Source organism: Undibacterium pigrum, from assembly GCF_003201815.1.
Classification (GTDB): Bacteria; Pseudomonadota; Gammaproteobacteria; order Burkholderiales; family Burkholderiaceae_D; genus Undibacterium; species Undibacterium pigrum.
Genome location: NZ_QJKB01000003.1, coordinates 415,925 through 433,071, shown reverse-complemented (window position 1 = coordinate 433,071; position 17,147 = coordinate 415,925). Strand labels below are relative to the sequence as shown.

17 protein-coding genes are annotated in these 17,147 nt (G+C 50.4%); 13 read left to right on the top strand and 4 right to left on the bottom strand.

Annotated elements, in window-relative coordinates:
- The 9 genes from DFR42_RS12845 (at position 1) to DFR42_RS12805 (ending at position 8,429) form a co-directional block, all read left to right on the top strand.
- The gene (locus tag DFR42_RS12845; protein WP_110255362.1) at positions 1–318 is read left to right on the top strand and encodes an FmdB family zinc ribbon protein; all 318 of its coding nucleotides are present in this window, start codon (positions 1–3) and stop codon (positions 316–318) included.
- A 53-nt stretch (positions 319–371) separates the two neighbouring features.
- Positions 372–974 (top strand): DUF502 domain-containing protein, encoded by a 603-nt coding sequence (locus DFR42_RS12840; protein ID WP_110255361.1) that lies wholly within the window; start codon positions 372–374, stop codon positions 972–974.
- Positions 975–1,035: 61 nt separating this feature from the next.
- A complete protein-coding gene (aspS, locus tag DFR42_RS12835; RefSeq protein WP_110255360.1) occupies positions 1,036–2,838 on the top strand; it encodes an aspartate--tRNA ligase in 1,803 nt (600 codons plus the stop codon).
- Between the two features lie 50 nt (positions 2,839–2,888).
- Positions 2,889–3,683, top strand: coding sequence for a CsgG/HfaB family protein (locus tag DFR42_RS12830; RefSeq protein ID WP_110255359.1), 795 nt, complete (start codon positions 2,889–2,891; stop codon positions 3,681–3,683).
- 160 nt (positions 3,684–3,843) lie between these two features.
- Positions 3,844–4,293 (top strand): dihydroneopterin triphosphate diphosphatase, encoded by a 450-nt coding sequence (gene nudB / locus DFR42_RS12825; RefSeq protein WP_110255358.1) that lies wholly within the window; start codon positions 3,844–3,846, stop codon positions 4,291–4,293.
- 19 nt (positions 4,294–4,312) lie between these two features.
- Positions 4,313–5,128 carry an endonuclease/exonuclease/phosphatase family protein gene (locus DFR42_RS12820; RefSeq protein ID WP_110255357.1) on the top strand — a complete coding sequence of 272 codons (816 nt, stop codon included), beginning with the start codon at positions 4,313–4,315 and terminating at the stop codon, positions 5,126–5,128.
- Positions 5,125–6,288 (top strand): cardiolipin synthase ClsB, encoded by a 1,164-nt coding sequence (gene clsB / locus DFR42_RS12815; protein ID WP_110255356.1) that lies wholly within the window; start codon positions 5,125–5,127, stop codon positions 6,286–6,288. Before DFR42_RS12820 ends, clsB begins: the two co-directional genes overlap by 4 nt.
- Positions 6,285–7,085: a DUF429 domain-containing protein gene (locus DFR42_RS12810; RefSeq protein WP_110255355.1), complete on the top strand. Its 801-nt coding sequence runs from the start codon at positions 6,285–6,287 to the stop codon at positions 7,083–7,085. Before clsB ends, DFR42_RS12810 begins: the two co-directional genes overlap by 4 nt.
- Positions 7,086–7,175: 90 nt before the next feature.
- The gene (locus tag DFR42_RS12805) at positions 7,176–8,429 is read left to right on the top strand and encodes a hypothetical protein (protein WP_110255354.1); all 1,254 of its coding nucleotides are present in this window, start codon (positions 7,176–7,178) and stop codon (positions 8,427–8,429) included.
- A 69-nt stretch (positions 8,430–8,498) separates the two neighbouring features.
- Here DFR42_RS12805 and DFR42_RS12800 read toward each other — a convergent pair whose 3' ends face one another.
- The 4 genes from DFR42_RS12800 to DFR42_RS12785 are packed head-to-tail and all read right to left on the bottom strand — an operon-like array spanning position 8,499 to position 11,251.
- Positions 8,499–9,368 carry a hypothetical protein gene (locus tag DFR42_RS12800; RefSeq protein ID WP_110255353.1) on the bottom strand — a complete coding sequence of 290 codons (870 nt, stop codon included), beginning with the start codon at positions 9,366–9,368 and terminating at the stop codon, positions 8,499–8,501.
- Positions 9,346–10,125 (bottom strand): tRNA(His) guanylyltransferase Thg1 family protein, encoded by a 780-nt coding sequence (locus tag DFR42_RS12795; protein ID WP_110255352.1) that lies wholly within the window; start codon positions 10,123–10,125, stop codon positions 9,346–9,348. Before DFR42_RS12795 ends, DFR42_RS12800 begins: the two co-directional genes overlap by 23 nt.
- Entirely contained in the window at positions 10,122–10,562 is a 441-nt protein-coding gene (locus DFR42_RS12790) for an ATP-binding protein (RefSeq protein ID WP_110255351.1), read from the bottom strand. Before DFR42_RS12790 ends, DFR42_RS12795 begins: the two co-directional genes overlap by 4 nt.
- A 50-nt stretch (positions 10,563–10,612) precedes the next feature.
- Positions 10,613–11,251 carry a TetR/AcrR family transcriptional regulator gene (locus DFR42_RS12785; RefSeq protein WP_110255350.1) on the bottom strand — a complete coding sequence of 213 codons (639 nt, stop codon included), beginning with the start codon at positions 11,249–11,251 and terminating at the stop codon, positions 10,613–10,615.
- Between the two features lie 260 nt (positions 11,252–11,511).
- On the opposite strand from DFR42_RS12785, the gene DFR42_RS12780 reads away from it, so the two are divergent.
- The 4 genes from DFR42_RS12780 (at position 11,512) to DFR42_RS12765 (ending at position 17,136) form a co-directional block, all read left to right on the top strand.
- Positions 11,512–11,895 carry an RNA-binding S4 domain-containing protein gene (locus DFR42_RS12780; RefSeq protein WP_110255349.1) on the top strand — a complete coding sequence of 128 codons (384 nt, stop codon included), beginning with the start codon at positions 11,512–11,514 and terminating at the stop codon, positions 11,893–11,895.
- Positions 11,896–12,231: 336 nt separating this feature from the next.
- Complete coding sequence (locus DFR42_RS12775) at positions 12,232–12,834, top strand: TetR/AcrR family transcriptional regulator (RefSeq protein WP_110255560.1); 603 nt, start codon at positions 12,232–12,234, stop codon at positions 12,832–12,834.
- Between the two features lie 66 nt (positions 12,835–12,900).
- A complete protein-coding gene (locus tag DFR42_RS12770) occupies positions 12,901–14,691 on the top strand; it encodes an acyl-CoA dehydrogenase C-terminal domain-containing protein (protein ID WP_110255348.1) in 1,791 nt (596 codons plus the stop codon).
- Between the two features lie 57 nt (positions 14,692–14,748).
- Positions 14,749–17,136, top strand: coding sequence for a 3-hydroxyacyl-CoA dehydrogenase/enoyl-CoA hydratase family protein (locus DFR42_RS12765; protein WP_110255347.1), 2,388 nt, complete (start codon positions 14,749–14,751; stop codon positions 17,134–17,136).
- Positions 17,137–17,147 lie beyond the last annotated feature (11 nt).

Sequence of the window (17,147 nt, the reverse complement as noted above, 5' to 3'; positions counted from 1 at the left end):
ATGCCGATTTATGCTTACCGCTGTGAAGAATGCGGGTTTGCCAAGGATGTACTGCAAAAGATGTCTGAAGAGCCGCTCAGTGTTTGTCCTACCTGCGGCAAGTCTTCTTTCCGCAAGCAAGTGACTGCTGCCGGCTTCCAGCTCAAGGGTTCGGGCTGGTATGTGACTGACTTCCGTGGTGGCTCAGGTGGCACCGCAGCTGCACCAGCGGCTGAAGGCGGCTCATCAGCAACAGCGGCAACGCCAGCACCCGCAGCGACGCCAGCGGCTGAAACCAGTGCACCTGCAGCAGCCAGTGACGCTGGCAAAGCAGCCTGATTTGCTCTTTATCCCTTATTATTGCCGTTTAATTCACAAAGCTAACCATTACCATGCGTAAATACTTTATTACTGGCTTGCTGATTCTGGTGCCCCTGGCGATTACGCTGTGGGTACTGCATGCCATTATCAGTACCATGGACCAGTCCCTGCTATTATTGCCAGTTGAATGGCGTCCGGAAAAACTGGTAGGTTTCAAGGTGTTGGGCATAGGCACTATCCTGACCTTGCTCATCGTCTTTGTGACTGGTTTGCTGGCACAGAACTTTATTGGCAATTACGTCATCAAAGCCTGGGAAAGCCTGCTGCAACGCATTCCTATCGTCAGTTCCATCTATTCCAGCGTGAAACAGGTATCCGATACCCTGTTTTCATCGTCCGGCAATGCTTTCCGCAAAGCCGTGCTGATTGAATATCCGCGTCGTGATTGCTGGACCATAGGCTTTCTGACCGGTGTACCTGGTGGTGACGTGGTTAATCATCTCAAAGGCGATTTTGTCAGCGTGTATGTGCCGACTACGCCAAACCCGACTTCCGGCTTTTTCCTGATGTTACCCAAGGATGAAGCCATAGAGCTGGACATGAGTGTCGATGCCGCACTCAAGTATATTGTTTCCATGGGCGTGGTGGCTCCCGAGCATCTCCCCACCAAATAAATGATGTGGTTATCCACTGCATCAAATCATTTTTAATTTTGAATACAGACAGGTAAGAAATATGTCCATGCGTACCCAATACTGCGGCCTCACTACTGAGGAATTACTCGGCCAAACCGTCAGCCTGTGCGGCTGGGTGCACCGTCGTCGCGATCACGGCGGCGTGATCTTCATTGACTTGCGTGACCGCGAAGGTCTGGTGCAGGTAGTTTGTGATCCTGACCGTGCTGATGTGTTCAAGGCTGCAGAATCCGTACGTAATGAATTCTGCCTGCGCATTACTGGCCTGGTACGCAACCGTCCAGAAGGCACTGGCAACAGCAATTTGAAATCCGGCAAGATCGAAGTGCTGGCGCATGAAGTGGAAGTCTTGAATCCTTCCGTCACGCCACCGTTCCAACTGGATGATGACAACCTGTCTGAAACTACACGCCTGACTCACCGCGTGCTGGATTTGCGTCGTCCGCAAATGCAAAACAACCTGCGCCTGCGTTACAAGGTCGCGATGGAAGTGCGCAAGTTCCTCGATGCAAACGGCTTCATCGATATCGAAACACCGATGCTGACCAAGTCCACACCAGAAGGTGCACGTGACTATCTGGTGCCATCCCGCGTTAATGCTGGTAACTTCTTTGCGCTGCCACAATCCCCACAATTGTTCAAACAATTGCTGATGGTCGCCAACTTTGACCGTTACTACCAGATCACCAAGTGCTTCCGCGATGAAGACTTGCGTGCTGACCGTCAGCCAGAATTTACCCAGATCGATTGCGAAACTTCTTTCATGAATGAGCAAGAGATTCGTGACATGTTTGAAGGCATGATACGTCTGGTATTCAAGAACACGCTGGATATCGACCTGCCAAATCCTTTCCCTGTCATGGAATTTGCTGAAGCCATGGGCCTGTATGGTTCAGACAAGCCAGACATGCGCGTCAAACTGCAATTCACAGAATTGACAGACGTGATGAAGGATGTTGACTTCAAAGTATTCGCCGGTGCTGCCAATATGGCCAATGGCCGTGTGGTCGGCTTGCGCGTACAAGGTGGCGCAAACATGCCACGTTCTGAAATTGATGCATACACACAATTCGTTGGTATCTACGGTGCCAAAGGTCTGGCTTACATCAAGGTCAATGACAAGGCACAAGGCCGTGATGGCTTGCAATCGCCTATCGTCAAGAACATCCATGACGCAGCATTGACACAAATCCTGGAACGTACAGGCGCACAAGATGGCGACCTGATTTTCTTCGGTGCAGATAAAGCTAAAGTTGTGAACGATGCCATCGGCGCATTGCGCGTGAAAATTGGTCATAGCGAATTCGGCAAAGCCAATGGCTTGTTTGAAGACGTATGGAAACCATTGTGGGTAGTTGACTTCCCTATGTTTGAACATGATGAAGAAAACGACCGCTGGACAGCAACTCACCATCCGTTCACTGCACCAAAAGATGGCCATGAAGACTTGATGGAAACAGATCCAGGCAAGTGTATCGCCAAGGCATACGACATGGTCCTGAACGGCTGGGAACTGGGCGGCGGCTCTGTCCGTATCCACCGTGCTGAAGTACAAAGCAAAGTGTTCCGTGCATTGAAGATCGATGATGCAGAAGCACAATTGAAATTTGGTTTCCTGCTGGATGCCCTGCAATACGGCGCGCCTCCACATGGTGGCCTGGCTTTCGGTCTGGATCGTATCGTCACCATGATGACAGGTGCAGAATCCATCCGTGACGTGATCGCTTTCCCGAAAACTCAGCGTGCCCAGTGTCTGTTGACACAAGCACCGTCTGAAGTCGACGAAAAGCAATTGCGTGAGCTGCATATCCGCTTGCGTGCAGCAGAACCAAAACTCGCTTAATTCTTCATCTGCAAGGACGTATTAATGAAACTGACAACAATGAAAAGAGTATGCAAGTGAATAACAAGACAGCCTTATTTTTATTGTTGAGCAGCAGTTTGTTTCTCGTCGCTTGCGGGCAAAAGAAAACCGAGCTTGGTGAAGGGGCCTCTGAAGTAACAGGGGCAGCCGGTCCTGCTGGTGCCAAGGGTGCCAGCAAGACCCTGATCAAGTGTGATGCACCAGTGGCGACACTGGCACTGGTGGAAAACCCCAATGGTTATACCCAGATCAGCCAGTACAATCTGCCGTCTTCACCTGTACCACTGATACGCCTGCTGGCCCAGCAAAGCGGCTGCTTCCGCGTGGTAGACCGCGCGTCTGGCCTGAAAGCCGTCATCAACGAGCAGGAACTGAAAGACCAGGGCATCATACGCAAGAACTCTACCGTTTCCAAAGGTAAGGGTTACGAAGCGCAATACACCATGACACCCAGCCTGACTTTTTCTGAAAGCAAGGCAGGTGGCGGCATCGGTGCCATCATGGGCATGATTCCTTTCCTCAGAAATTTTGTAGGTTACGCTGAGAAAGTCAGTTTCAAAGAGGCGCAGGTAGCCTTGCTGCTGACTGATAATGAAACCACCGAGCAGGTAGCTGCCTCGACAGGTTCGGCCAAGTCTACTGACCTGGGCCTGGGTGGGCTGGCTTTTGGTGCCAATGGTGGTGGCTTTGGCGCAGGCTGGAGCAATACCAATGAAGCCAAGGTCATCGTTGCGGCCTTCCTGGATGCGCATAACAAGCTGGTTCCGCAAGTGCGACATTTGCAGGAAAAAGAATTGCCGCCCGCAGTACCGGTGAAGAAGTAAGTAATCTTCATGGAAATTTCAAGAAAAGAGCCTGTTTTTGACAGGCTCTTTTTGTTTTTGGACGCTTAAATACCAGATAGCTCAGATACAAAAAAGCAAGAGTAGCTAAAGGCGTTAAAATAGCAATCTGAAAACCAGCTACAGTTTTGTCTTGCCCACTATGTCACTGCATAAAATCCCGGTATCCGTACTCGTCGTTATTTATACGCCTGCGCTTGATGTACTATTACTGGAGAGGGCCGACAAGGCTGGTTTCTGGCAGTCAGTGACGGGTTCCAAGGATACTGAAGATGAAGCCCTGGCTGAGACCGCTATCCGTGAAGTAGCAGAAGAAACCGGTATCGATGCCTTGCAATATGACTTGCAAGATTGGGGTTTGACCAATATATATGAAATCTATCCGGTCTGGCGTCACCGCTATGCGCCGGGTGTGACGAAAAATACCGAGCATGTGTTTGGCCTGTGTGTCAGTCCCGATGTCGCAATCAGACTGGCACCGCGTGAACATCTGCAATATGTGTGGTTGCCCTGGCAAGAGGCAGCGGATAAATGTTTCTCCGCATCGAATGCCGAAGCCATACTGCAACTACCGAAGCTGATCGAGGTTTAACAAGCTAAAGGGAGCCACCATGAAGCTGCGCATTGCCACCTACAATATCCACAAGGGCGTCAGTGCATTTGGCCGCAAGGCCCGCATCCATGGCATCAAGGAAGCGATAGATTTGCTCGACGCCGACCTGGTATTTTTACAGGAAGTGCAGGGACAACATGATCTGCATGCAGAAAACCACACACTGTGGCCGCAAGAAAGCCAGCATGCTTTCCTGGCAGGACAATCCCATCATGCCGCCTATGGCATGAATGCTGTGTATGAGCACGGCCACCACGGCAATGCCTTGCTGAGCCGTTATCCGATAGCCTCCTTCACCAATCATGATGTATCTGACCATGCCTATGAGCAGCGCGGCATCCTGCATGCCATCGTGCAGATAGAGCAGGTGCAGGTACATTGTTTCGTCATCCATCTGGGCTTGTTTGCTGGCAGCCGTCGCCGCCAGATACAGGCACTAATCAATACCATCAAACAAGATTTGCCAGCCAATGCACCGCTGGTGATAGCCGGTGATTTCAATGACTGGAGCCAGCGCCTGAGCCAGACCCTGTATCAGGAACTGGGCGTCATCGAAGCCTTTGATGTTGAGGCCCAGGGACCGGCATCACGATTTTCGCTGAAGGGCATGCGCAAGATATTGAGCAAGAACACCAGTGGTCATGCCCGCACCTTTCCCGCTGGCCTGCCCTGGTTATGCCTGGACCGCGTCTACCTGCGCGGATTCAAGGTGAACGAAGCACGCGTCATGAAAGGTGCGCCCTGGACTACCTTGTCCGATCATGTGCCGATTACCGCCATCCTTGAATTGCAGGACCAGGCTGGAAACGCATGAGAAAGCTGCATTTCATTGAGGGCAATGATGTAGAACTCTTGCAAAATGGTGCACAGTTTTTTCCTGCCCTGATTTCAGCGATCAACCAGGCGCAGCATGAGGTTTATCTTGAGTCCTATATTTTCGCCAATGACGAGACTGCACAGTCCGTGCAGGCAGCACTGGTGCAGGCAGCAGCGCGTGGCGTGCAGGTCAGGGTAGTCATAGACTGGATAGGCAGTGACCGCAGCGTGGCGATAGCGCTGACCAATCGCTTTATTGAGCAGGGTGTGATTTGCCGTTGCTTCAATCCCTGGTTCAAGCGCGGCCTGGCGCGTACGCACAGAAAAATCTGCGTGGTTGACAGACAAATTGCCATCGTCGGCGGCTTGAATATCATCGATGACTGCATTGCCGATGATGGTTCTGGCATAGCCCTGCCTTTTCCGCGATGGGATTTTGCCGTTACTGTCACAGGCCCGCTGGTGGCTCATGTCCATCTCGAAGTGGAATCACAATGGCGCAAACTGGGCAAACTGGGTTTGCGTACCCGTCTGGCATTGATGAAGCATTTGCGCGCTGACGCCAAGGTCGCAGGCAAGCAGATCACTGCAGCCGCGCTTGTGGTACGCGACAATTTACGTAACCGCGCCACCATACAACGCGCCTATTTGCAGGCGCTGGGTATGGCAAGATCACGCGCCATCCTGGTAACACCTTATTTTGCGCCCGGCAGAAAATTCCGTCGCGCCCTGGTATCTGCTGCCACCCGTGGTGTTGATGTGGTGCTCTTGCTCGGCGTGGGCCAGTTCGCCTTGCAGGATGCAGTGTCGCAATCCTTCTACCCCAAATTATTGGCAGCCGGCGTGCGCATCGTTGAATACGGCAAGACGCAACTGCATGCCAAAGTCGGTGTCATTGATGAAGACTGGGCGACGGTAGGTTCCAGTAATTTTGATGGCCTCAGCCTGTTCGTCAATCATGAAGCCAATATCGTGATTCGCGACAAAACTTTTGCTGCCAGCCTGGCCCATGAGCTGGAAATGGGTATCGCCGATGGGACAGAAATTTTTGCCGAAGATGTACACAAGAAAGCCTGGTACAAGCGCGCCTGGTATGGCACGGCATATCTAATTTACCGCGGCCTCATGCGCATCGTCACCTTCGGACATTACGGATGAAAGTGCACGGTGTGGATTTCACTTCGGCACCATCGCGCCGCAAAGGCATCACGATAGCCAGCGGCCAGATGCAAGACGATGTACTGTACCTGGAGTCTCTGCAAACACTCAGCGACTTCACCGCTTTTGACAACTGGCTCCTGCAACCTGGCCCCTGGCTGGCCGGTTTTGATTTGCCATTTTCCCTGCCACGTGAGCTGGTGGAACATCTGCACTGGCCAGCTAATTGGCCAGATTTGATGCGCCATCTGCAAGCACAGACACGGGCTGAATTACGTCTGCAATTCAAGGCCTTCTGCGATGCCCGCGCAAGCGGTAATAAATTCGCCCACAGGGCAACCGACATCCCCGCTGGCTCTTCACCTTCGATGAAATGGGTGAACCCGCCCGTCGCCTACATGTTGCACGCAGGCGCCCCGCGCTTGCTGGATGCCGGTGTCAGCATCCCCGGTATGCATGAGAGCGACCCGCAACGCATCGCCCTCGAAGCTTACCCAGGCATGGTGGCACGCAGCATCACCAAAGCCTCGTATAAAAGCGATGACAAGAGCAAGCAAACACCTGAACGCCAGCAAGCGCGCAAGTTGATTGTCGCTGCCCTTGAAGCTGGGGCTACGCCTTGGAAAATCAGGATGGACTTTGGCATCTATAAAACAGAACTCATAGCAGATGGCAGTGCCGATCTGCTTGACGCCGTGCTATGCATGCTGCTGGCAGCCTGGGCCTGGCAGCGACGGGACCATAACTATGGCTTGCCAGAATTTGATACGCTGGAAGGCTGGATAGTTGGGGCTTGAACTTCAGGTACAGAACACAGGAAATTTTTGTAGTTATAGTTTTTCCGAAATGTGATGCCGTAAATAAGTAAATAGACCGATAACCTACCTATGCTCCAACATAATCCCTTTGACCTGATTCGTGAGTACACAAGTGTATTTGACCGGCGCGAGATATTTGGTCCTAAATCGTATGTCGCTCACTATATTGATTTCGATGTATTCGTTACTCGCGCTCGCTATTTGTTGTCGGTTATTTCAGATAGTCATCTGGATGATCTTTTCAGATTGGAAGAACTGGATTTCCTGAACGGCCCGGATTCATATTGTTCTCTGCGAGTAGGGGTATGGATTGCCGGTCTACAAAAAAATAGAAAATTTCTCTTACGTATTGACGAAATAATTAATGGTGAGGAACTTTTGGGCGGGCAGTTTGATATTGCTTGCGCGGCAGGGCTCCTGTTTGAAGATCCAGATTTGCACACTTTGTATCGGAGCGCATACGATTGTGACTCTACTGCAGGACTCAATAATATTGAAAACGCAAAAGAGAAAAAAGCATGCGCCATAGTATGTCTGGAGCATATCGATAAAATACACGGGACTCAATACAGTAAATCTATTTCGTGTGAATTGGATGATCGCCTTCGAGCGCGGGTCTTGAGAAAATTGACGCGAATATTAGAGATTTCTCAAATAATATGGGCGGGATTTAATATCGCAGGCCCTGGTGATTTAAAAGCTAAATTATCCGAATTCCTCAGTATTACAGTCTCTCAAAAACATCATGCAGCAGGGGTAATGCGATTGATCGCCATTCGTCGGTTCAACGGCGAATTAAATGCCTTAAGAAAATGGAATGAAATACGAGATACTTTTCAAACTGAGAATCAAATTTATGCAAGACTTGGAATGACAGTGCCAATTCAGAAGATAGCAGATCTGAATGCAAGAAATGAGCAATTATTTTGTCAGGATGAACCCAAAGTGGCAAGGGATGATTTACTACGTCGCTACGCTAAAAAATATTTAAATGCTGAGAACGGCGATCTGCGCTGGCTCTGGATAGCAGGGCGTGCTGCCAATAATTTCATTGATATCGTCTGCACTCTGGAGTGCGATTTAGGTCGTCGTTTACCCGCAGATTTTGTTGATTACCTTTATGAAAAACTTCATACTATGGCTTCCTTTAATGCAGATGACTACGAGCAGCACGCCTACGACTTACTGCTGCGCAGTTCGCAATTTGATGAAAAAGCCAAACTCTTGTTGCAAAAGGCTGCTGCACTGAGAAGGCGTGTTAAAGAGCATCCTAAGTATGTCGGTGTTGATATGACTGCTTCCTGGCAATTCCAGAATGCATAATTTACCTGATATCGATTTTATTTACTCAGTAAAAAAGAATACTAAAAACTGGTGCTATTTTAGTTGGCCTTACTTCTTGGTTTTCAATTCCAAAGCATACGAAGCAAGACCATAAGCAAGGCCTGCATAGACAGCCAGTTTAGGATCAAAAACCGCCAGGGCAAGTGCGCCGACGGTACAGCCTGTTGCACGGTACAAAGAATCTTCATCTCTGATTTTCGCCTGTAGTGCAGATGCCATGGCTGCTAACGCCAGCACGATAGCGCTGTACAAACACCAGTCCATGAAATGCCCTGGGGTAATGTCAAAGATTGAAGCTGCAAATACTTCTTCGACAAAGTCTCCCTGCTTAATCATCTTGGCAAAAAAACGTGCAAAGTTAAAGTCCCGAGGCAGGGAGTTTACATAAGTGACTGAGCAAATGATGATCAGTGCCAGCACAGCTTTGATGAGGGAAAATATGCTCCAGACCGTAGTCTGTCTGCTCAACCATGCCAGACCGTAAGGGTAGTGATTTGCTGGCGCGAACAGATTTTTCAGGCTCATGAACATGCCAAGACTGGTCAGCAGCATGAAAGCCAGGTAGACCAGGTTTTGCGTTGTATGGCGGGCATCCTGAAACCCGGGTTGCGCATAGATCACACCCAATGCCAGCGCAGTGATTGCTGCAAATATAAATCCAGCGTAGCTGCTTTTTTGTGGCTTGCCTACCAGGCCCGCCCAGATATGCAGCAAGGGTATAGACAAGACATAAGAACCCAGCAGCAATAGCAGCATGAACGAAAACTTCATGCCAAATGCAGCCAGGCTCAAACCCCGCCCATAAAGATTTGTCGCCACAGCCGCAAGCAACCAGGTCAACGGTGCAAACATTGGAGCCAGCACATAAGCCTGAAAGGGAATTTGCTGGCAGGCGCTATTGTCCTTGAGTGTCGGCATCGTTTTTTAATAATTGCCATAAGAATTCACTATATGCGTCTCCTTGCGGCAATTCATAGTCAGTCTTCAAGACTTTTCTTGTACCGACAACTTCTCTGTTTTCTTTTGGATTAAAGCCGATTTTCTCTTCTTCAAGCATGTACAGGCCGGTACCGCGTTTTTGCCATAGTGGCAGGGCCTTGAAATTGATATCCCTGCTTTGCAGCAAAGCTTCTTTCTCCGCCAGTGACTTGCCTTCTATGAAGCTGGTGGTTTCGTTTTGTGATTTTCCTTCTTTCCTGAGCTGCCAGTAGCAATGCGCATTCAGGGCATTCCTGTTGGCATCTTCATTGCGCCAGCGAAAATAATCGACGACCAGGTTCTGAGTGGGTAACTGGCAGATGCGACAATCAAATGCGGCTACCTGACCCAGCATGAGGCTGAATTTGGCCGAGGCTTCTCCTGCCAGCAAGGAATTGTATTTTCTTAATTTGCGGCCAAAGGCATTGATATTCAGGTCAAACAATAAAGAAATCTCATCGCTCTGGTTATAGGCATAGATGACCTTGAAGCCGCAATTCATCAGATGCTTGCAAGTTTCTACCATCAGGTCACGAAACCTGATATCAAATGGCGCTTCAAAAGCACAGGTTTCTTTGGTCAGACGGGTAAAGCCGCGGCCATCAATGCGTGCAATCATATACTTGCTGACGGGGACGTAATCATCGTGCGCAGTTTCATAGCCGCGCATGACTTTTTCCAGTTCATCAAACTTCATTTTTTCCAATCAGTGGCAGTTAATTTGCCATCTATCAAATCGACATAATACAAGCGATCAAAACCCTCATCATAATCGGGGACTTCCAATCTTCTGTGCGTATCAAGTATGCCAACCTTGGGCACCAGGTCCTTGCCTTGCCGCTGGCTATTCCATGCCAGCGCTCTTTCCAGATCAGTCTTGAAGTAATACGCAGTCACCAGCCATTGCCTGGCCTTGATCTGTTTCAGATAGTTTGCCCGGATTTCTTTTGTTGGATTCGTGTTGTCAATGACAAAGGGCATGCTGGTGTCGAAGCAGAAATCCAGCAGGCGTTCCTGGCGGTTTTTGGTTTTCAGCAAATCATTACTGATACGCAGATGGCTATTGAAAAAGTGTTCTTTGTAAAAAGAAGATTTACCGCTGGCCTGTAGTCCTATGAAGATGATGGCTTCCATTTGTGTGCATGCGAGTCTGTTTGGCCTGCATTGTGACACAGGCCAGCGCCTCAGCCCACCCGCGTGGCTGCCTTGATGCCGTCAGTGATAAAGCGCAGCAGATAAGGTGCCGCCAGGTCAGCCTGGCGGGCCGGGCACAAACCATCAGACAGGCGTTCTATGCGGGTATCAACGACATGATGCAGCAGGGCACCAAGGGCGAACTGATAGCTCCAGTAGACGCTATCAGCGGGGGCGTGGGGCAGGGCATCGTGCAGGGCGGCGATGAATTCGCGTGCCATGGGGTCGTAGAATTCGCGGGTGATGCGTTCGCTGGCTTCGTGCTGGTCAATGACACCGCGCATGACCATGCGGGAAAAGTTTGCGCCCTCGGCTTTTTCATTGAGTTTTAATACTGGCAGTACAAAGGCAGCGATGATGGCTTCCAGGGTCGTGCCAGGCGCGCTATGTGTGCGTGCATGGCGCAAGCCGTTCAGGCGTTCAGCGATATAACCGCTGTGATGTTCATAGATGGCGTGATACAACTCATTCTTTGCGCCAAAGTAATAGCCTATCAGGGCGATGGGTACACCAGCCTCGTGGGCAATGTCGCGTATCGACACGCCTTCATAACTTTGCGCTGCAAAGCATTTCTCTGCGGCAATGAGAATGGCGCGTTTTTTTCCACTTAGTTCTTCAACAGAGCTCATGAGCTGATCCGACCAAATTGGCAAGTATGCAAAAATACAAACTTTGCCAAATTGTACGGTCGTTCAGTTTATTGTCTATGCGCACTGCAACATAGCGTCACTCAGGGTGTTGCTTTGTTGTATGCACAAACATTGGGCGAAAATGCCCAGGATTTGACTGACAGCTGCCATAAATTGCATCAAAATAGTATGGACGTATTTTTTAACGTCATACTTGCTTTATAAAGCTTGTTTATCCTGAATAAAAAGCGACAAACTTCATGAGTGAAACCACCCGTATCGATAAATGGCTATGGGCAGCCAGATTCTTTAAAACTCGCAGCCTGGCCACCAATGCCATAGAGCTGGGCCGCGCTCTGCAAAACGAGCAGCGCGTCAAGCCTGCGCATAATGTCAAAGTCGGTGACCTGATCGAGGTACAGCAGGCTGAGCAGGTGTGGCAGGTCAGGGTCTTGCGCATACTGGAAACCCGGGGCTCGGCCACCATCGCCCAGACCATGTATGAAGAAACCGCAGAGAGCGCAGCAAAACGCGCCAAGGCAGCAGAAGACAGAAAGTATTTCCGGGAACCGACTGCCACCATGACAGGCAGACCCACCAAGCGCGACAGGCGACAGCTGGACCAGACGCATAGTCAGGACTAAGCAGAAAACAAAAAACGAGATGGCAGGAGGCAAAACAATTAGGACTTACGCAAAATTGTCCCAGCAAGGAGCAGTAACGAAGACAGTACTTTAGTACCGAATTTACTAAATGCTGGCACTGCAACGCAGCAGGGGCAGTTTTGCGTAGGTCCTTATAATAGATACTCTCCTCTAAAGACAGAATCTGGTTTGACTTTTCATGCGCTGTGCATAATAGTACGAGCGTTCGATAAATTCATTTGTTTGCATCACTTTTTGCTTCACTTAATGGTCACAACGGGCAGACATGAATCTTTTCAACACAATCAATGTAATATGAATATGACATCAAAATTCATGCGCAAGGGGGAACTGACCCGCGCCGCCATTCTGGATGTAGCTCTGGACGCTGCCAGCCGTGATGGCATCGAGGGGCTGACCATAGGTTTGCTGGCCGATAAGATGAACATGAGCAAGTCTGGCGTGTTTGCCCATTTCGGTTCGCGTGAAGATTTACAGATCGAAGTGCTGAAGCTGTACCACCATCATTTCGAGCAAGAGGTGTTTTATCCAAGCATGAAAGAAGAACGTGGCTTGCCGCGTTTGCAGTCCATGTTTGCCTTATGGGTCAAGCGCGTCACGGTAGAGATTGCATCTGGCTGTATCTATATCAGCGGTGCGGCTGAATACGATGACAGGGCAGGGCCTATCAGGGATGAACTGGTTGGTATGGTCCACGCGTGGCAGGGTGCCTTGCACCGCGCCGCAGCACAGGCGATACAACTGGGCCATTTGCGTGATGATGTCGAACCTGAACAGATTGTGTATGAAATGTATGGCCTGATATTAGCCCTGCACCATGATGCGCGTTTCTTGCGCAAGCCGGGCAGCGTAGGCCGTGCCGAGATAGGATTTGAACGAATGATCGAGTATTACGCGCCGGTGCAGGTCACAGCCTGATCAGTTACCGCCGCAAAAATTTAGTATCCACATTTACCGTTTTAACTTTGCCGTCAGGAGAAAATCATGGGTCAATATATCGCTCCATTGCGTGATATGCAGTTCGTGTTGCATGAGCTGTTGAATGTAGAAGAAGAATTGAAACAGCTGCCCAAGCACGCTGATGTTGATGGCGACATCATCAACCAGATTTTGGAAGAAGGCGGCAAATTTACTGCCAATGTATTGTTCCCGTTGAACCACTCCGGCGACCGCGAAGGCTGCCACCACGACAAGACCAATCACACTGTTACCACACCAAAAGGCTTTAAAGAAGCTTACAAACAATATGTGGAAGCTGGCTGGCCTGCATTGTCTTGCGACCCGGAATTCGGCGGCCAGGGCTTGCCACTGGTAGTCAACAATTCTTTCTATGAAATGTTGAACTCATCGAACCAGGCCTGGTCCATGTACCCAGGCTTGTCCCATGGTGCCTATGAATGTATCCATGAGCATGGCACACCAGAACAAAAATCCCTGTACCTGCCTAAACTGATCTCTGGCGACTGGACTGGCACCATGTGCCTGACCGAGCCACATTGCGGTACTGATCTCGGCATGCTGCGTTCCAAAGCAGAACCACAGGCTGACGGCAGCTACAAAATCACAGGCGCAAAGATTTTCATCTCTGCCGGTGAACACGACATGTCAGAAAACATCGTCCATCTGGTACTGGCACGTCTGCCAGGTGCACCAGAAGGTTCGAAAGGTATTTCCCTGTTCATCGTTCCTAAATATCTGCCAAATGCAGATGGCAGCAATGGCGAACGCAATCCTATTTTCTGTGGCGCGATCGAAGAAAAAATGGGTATCCACGGCAATTCCACTTGCCAGATGAACCTGGACGGCGCAACTGGCTGGCTCATCGGTGGCCCTAACAAGGGTTTGAATGCGATGTTCGTGTTCATGAATGCCGCACGCCTGGGCGTCGGTATGCAAGGCCTGGGTCTGACAGAAGTGGCTTACCAGAATGCCCTGGTCTATGCAAAAGACCGTATCCAGATGCGCAGCCTCTCTGGCCCTAAAGCACCGGACAAACCAGCTGACCCTATCATCGTCCACGCTGACGTACGCCGCATGCTGTTCACAGCAAAAGCCTATGCAGAAGGCGCACGCGCATTCTGTTCCTACGTTGCTCTGCAACTGGATAAAGAACTGAACCACCCTGACGAACAAGTCCGTAAAGATTGCGCTGACGAAGTCGCTCTGCTGACACCAGTCATCAAAGCCTTCATCACTGACAATGCATGGACTGCGACTTCTGAATGTCTGCAAGTCTACGGTGGCCACGGTTTCATCGCTGAATGGGGTATGGAGCAATATGTACGCGATGCCCGCATCAACATGATTTATGAAGGCACAAATACAGTACAGTCCCTGGACTTGCTGGGCCGTAAAATCCTGATGGACAATGGTGCAAAACTGCGCAAATTCGGTGCCAAGGTACAAGCTTTCGTTGAAGCCAATGGCACTAACGAAGCATTGGCAGAATTTGTTACTCCACTGGCTGAGCTGGGCGACAAAGTCACCAAGCTGACTATGGAAATCGGCATGAAAGCCTTCCAGAATCCGGATGAAGTCGGCGCTGCTGCTGTGCCTTACCTGCGCGTAGTCGGTCATCTGGTCTACAGTTATTTCTTTGCACAAATGGCAAAAATCGCTCTTGAAAAACAAGATTCTGGCGACAAGTTCTATGTCTCCAAACTGGCAACAGTGCGTTTCTACTTTGCCCGCCTGTATCCGGAAACAGCGATGCTGATCCGCCAGGCACGTTCTGGTTCTGCCAATTTGCTGGCACTCGAAGCTGATTTGTTCTAATCAAACATGCGCCCCTTCCCATGTAAATGGGCTGGGGCGTCCTACCTGAGGTTAAAAATGACCAATTTCATCGTTAAAAAAGTCGCCGTTCTGGGCGCTGGCGTGATGGGTGCGCAAATTGCTGCTCACTGTATCAATGCAAAGATACCTGTAGTCCTGTTTGATTTGCCAGCCAAGGAAGGCCCAAAAAACGGCATCGTCCTGCGCGCTATCGAAAACCTGAAAAAGTTGAATCCTGCGCCGCTGGGCAACAAGGATGACGCAGCTTTGATCGAAGTCGCCAATTACGAAGACAATCTCGACGTGCTGGCCGGTTGCGATCTGATCATTGAAGCCATTGCAGAACGCATGGACTGGAAACATGATCTGTACAAAAAAGTGTCTCCGCACATTGCACCAAATGCGATTTTCGCATCCAACACTTCTGGTCTGTCCATCACTGCCCTGTCTGACGGCTTTGATGCAGAACTGAAAGCCCGTTTCTGCGGTGTGCATTTCTTCAACCCACCGCGCTATATGCACCTGGTGGAATTGATCCCTACCGTCGCTACCCGTCCAGAAATTATCGACCAGCTCGAAGGCTTCCTGACGACGTCCCTGGGTAAAGGCGTAGTACGTGCCAAGGACACACCTAATTTCATCGCCAACCGCGTCGGTATTTTCGGCATGCTGGCAACGATTTATGAAGCAGAAAAATTTGGTCTGACTGTCGATGTTGTCGATGACCTGACAGGCAAAAAACTGGGCCGTGCTTCTTCCGGTACTTTCCGTACTGCTGACGTGGTTGGTCTCGATACCATGGGCCATGTCATCAAGACCATGCAAGACAATCTGTCTGATGATCCTTTCTTTGCTGTCTACAAAACACCTGAAGTGCTGGCCAAACTGGTCGCTGCAGGTGCGCTCGGTCAAAAATCCGGTGCCGGTTTCTACAAAAAAGTTGGCAAGGATATCCAGCGTCTGGACTTCGCGACAGCACAATATGTGACTGGCGGCGCCAAGGCTGACGACGTTGTCGCCCGCATGCTGAAAGAAAAAGACCCGGTCAAGAAAATGAAGACCCTGCGTGAATCGACCAATGTACAGGCACAGTTCCTGTGGGCGATTTTCCGTGATGCCTTCCATTACATCGCCGTGCATGGCGCAACGATAGCCGACAATGCACGCGACATAGACTTTGCGATGCGCTGGGGCTTTGGCTGGAATGTAGGCCCGTTCGAAACATGGCAAGCATCTGGCTGGCAAGAAGTGGCTGGCTGGGTCAAGGAAGATATCGACGCAGGCAAGGCACTGTGCAATGCACCGCTGCCAGCCTGGGTACTGGATGGCCGCACAGGCGTGCATACTGCTGAAGGCTCATGGTCGCCAGCGAGCAGCACTTATGTGCCACGCTCCAATCTGGCTGTGTACGATCGTCAAGCTTTCCGTGCGCCGGTACTGGGTACAGGCGTGGCAACCGGCGCAAACGCTGGCACGACTTTCTTTGAAGATGATTCCGTCCGTATCTGGCATCAGAATGACGACGTACTGGTCCTGTCACTGAAAACCAAGATGCATGTGATAGGCCCAGGCGTCATCGAAGGTATGGAAAAAGCCATCGCTGAAGCCGAGAAAAACTTCAAGGGTCTGGTCATCTGGAGTGCAGATGCGGCTGATGGCGGTGCCTTCTCTGCCGGTGCTGACTTGCAAGCCATGCTGCCTTTGTTCATGTCCGGTGGCGTGAAAGCAATCGAGCCAGCAATCTCCCGCCTGCAAGATGCACATCAGGCTTTGAAATACGCGAACATTCCTGTAGTTGCTGCCGTATCTGGCCTGGCACTGGGTGGTGGTTGCGAATTGATGATGCACGCAGCAAAACGCGTGGCATCCATCGAGTCTTACATTGGTCTGGTAGAAGTGGGCGTAGGCCTGGTTCCTGGCGGTGGTGGTTTGAAAGAAGCAGCAGTACGTGCAGCGGCAGATGCCAAAGGCACAGATTTGCTGCAATTCCTGAAAAACTACTTCACCAATGCAGCGACAGCCGCCGTTTCCAAATCTGCGCTGGAAGCACAGAAGATGGGCTATTTGTCTACAGATGACGTCATCGTCTTCAATCCTTACGAATTGCTGCACGTTGCCAAGGTAGAAGCACGCGCCATGTTTGATGCCGGTTATCGCGCCCCTATGCGCAAACTGGTACCAGTTACTGGCCGTCATGGCATCGCCACGATCGCTGCACAACTGATCAATATGCGTGATGGTGGCTTCATCTCTGCACATGACTTCAAACTGGGCAAAATGATTGCTGAAGTGGTTTGCGGTGGTGACATCGATAATGGCAGCCTGGTCAGCGAGCAATGGCTGCTGGACATGGAGCGCAAGGCGTTTATGGAATTGCTGAATCATCCAAAAACACAAGAGCGCATTATGGGCATGATGCAAACTGGCAAGCCAGTCCGTAACTAAATAGAAAAGTT

Coding starts and splice junctions, on each gene's coding strand:
- DFR42_RS12845 (WP_110255362.1), top strand. CDS start 1: ATGCCGATTTATGCTTACCGCTGTGAAGAATGCGGGTTTGCCAAGGAT.
- DFR42_RS12840 (WP_110255361.1), top strand. CDS start 372: ATGCGTAAATACTTTATTACTGGCTTGCTGATTCTGGTGCCCCTGGCG.
- aspS (WP_110255360.1), top strand. CDS start 1,036: ATGTCCATGCGTACCCAATACTGCGGCCTCACTACTGAGGAATTACTC.
- DFR42_RS12830 (WP_110255359.1), top strand. CDS start 2,889: ATGCAAGTGAATAACAAGACAGCCTTATTTTTATTGTTGAGCAGCAGT.
- nudB (WP_110255358.1), top strand. CDS start 3,844: ATGTCACTGCATAAAATCCCGGTATCCGTACTCGTCGTTATTTATACG.
- DFR42_RS12820 (WP_110255357.1), top strand. CDS start 4,313: ATGAAGCTGCGCATTGCCACCTACAATATCCACAAGGGCGTCAGTGCA.
- clsB (WP_110255356.1), top strand. CDS start 5,125: ATGAGAAAGCTGCATTTCATTGAGGGCAATGATGTAGAACTCTTGCAA.
- DFR42_RS12810 (WP_110255355.1), top strand. CDS start 6,285: ATGAAAGTGCACGGTGTGGATTTCACTTCGGCACCATCGCGCCGCAAA.
- DFR42_RS12805 (WP_110255354.1), top strand. CDS start 7,176: ATGCTCCAACATAATCCCTTTGACCTGATTCGTGAGTACACAAGTGTA.
- DFR42_RS12800 (WP_110255353.1), bottom strand. CDS start 9,368: ATGCCGACACTCAAGGACAATAGCGCCTGCCAGCAAATTCCCTTTCAG.
- DFR42_RS12795 (WP_110255352.1), bottom strand. CDS start 10,125: ATGAAGTTTGATGAACTGGAAAAAGTCATGCGCGGCTATGAAACTGCG.
- DFR42_RS12790 (WP_110255351.1), bottom strand. CDS start 10,562: ATGGAAGCCATCATCTTCATAGGACTACAGGCCAGCGGTAAATCTTCT.
- DFR42_RS12785 (WP_110255350.1), bottom strand. CDS start 11,251: ATGAGCTCTGTTGAAGAACTAAGTGGAAAAAAACGCGCCATTCTCATT.
- DFR42_RS12780 (WP_110255349.1), top strand. CDS start 11,512: ATGAGTGAAACCACCCGTATCGATAAATGGCTATGGGCAGCCAGATTC.
- DFR42_RS12775 (WP_110255560.1), top strand. CDS start 12,232: ATGCGCAAGGGGGAACTGACCCGCGCCGCCATTCTGGATGTAGCTCTG.
- DFR42_RS12770 (WP_110255348.1), top strand. CDS start 12,901: ATGGGTCAATATATCGCTCCATTGCGTGATATGCAGTTCGTGTTGCAT.
- DFR42_RS12765 (WP_110255347.1), top strand. CDS start 14,749: ATGACCAATTTCATCGTTAAAAAAGTCGCCGTTCTGGGCGCTGGCGTG.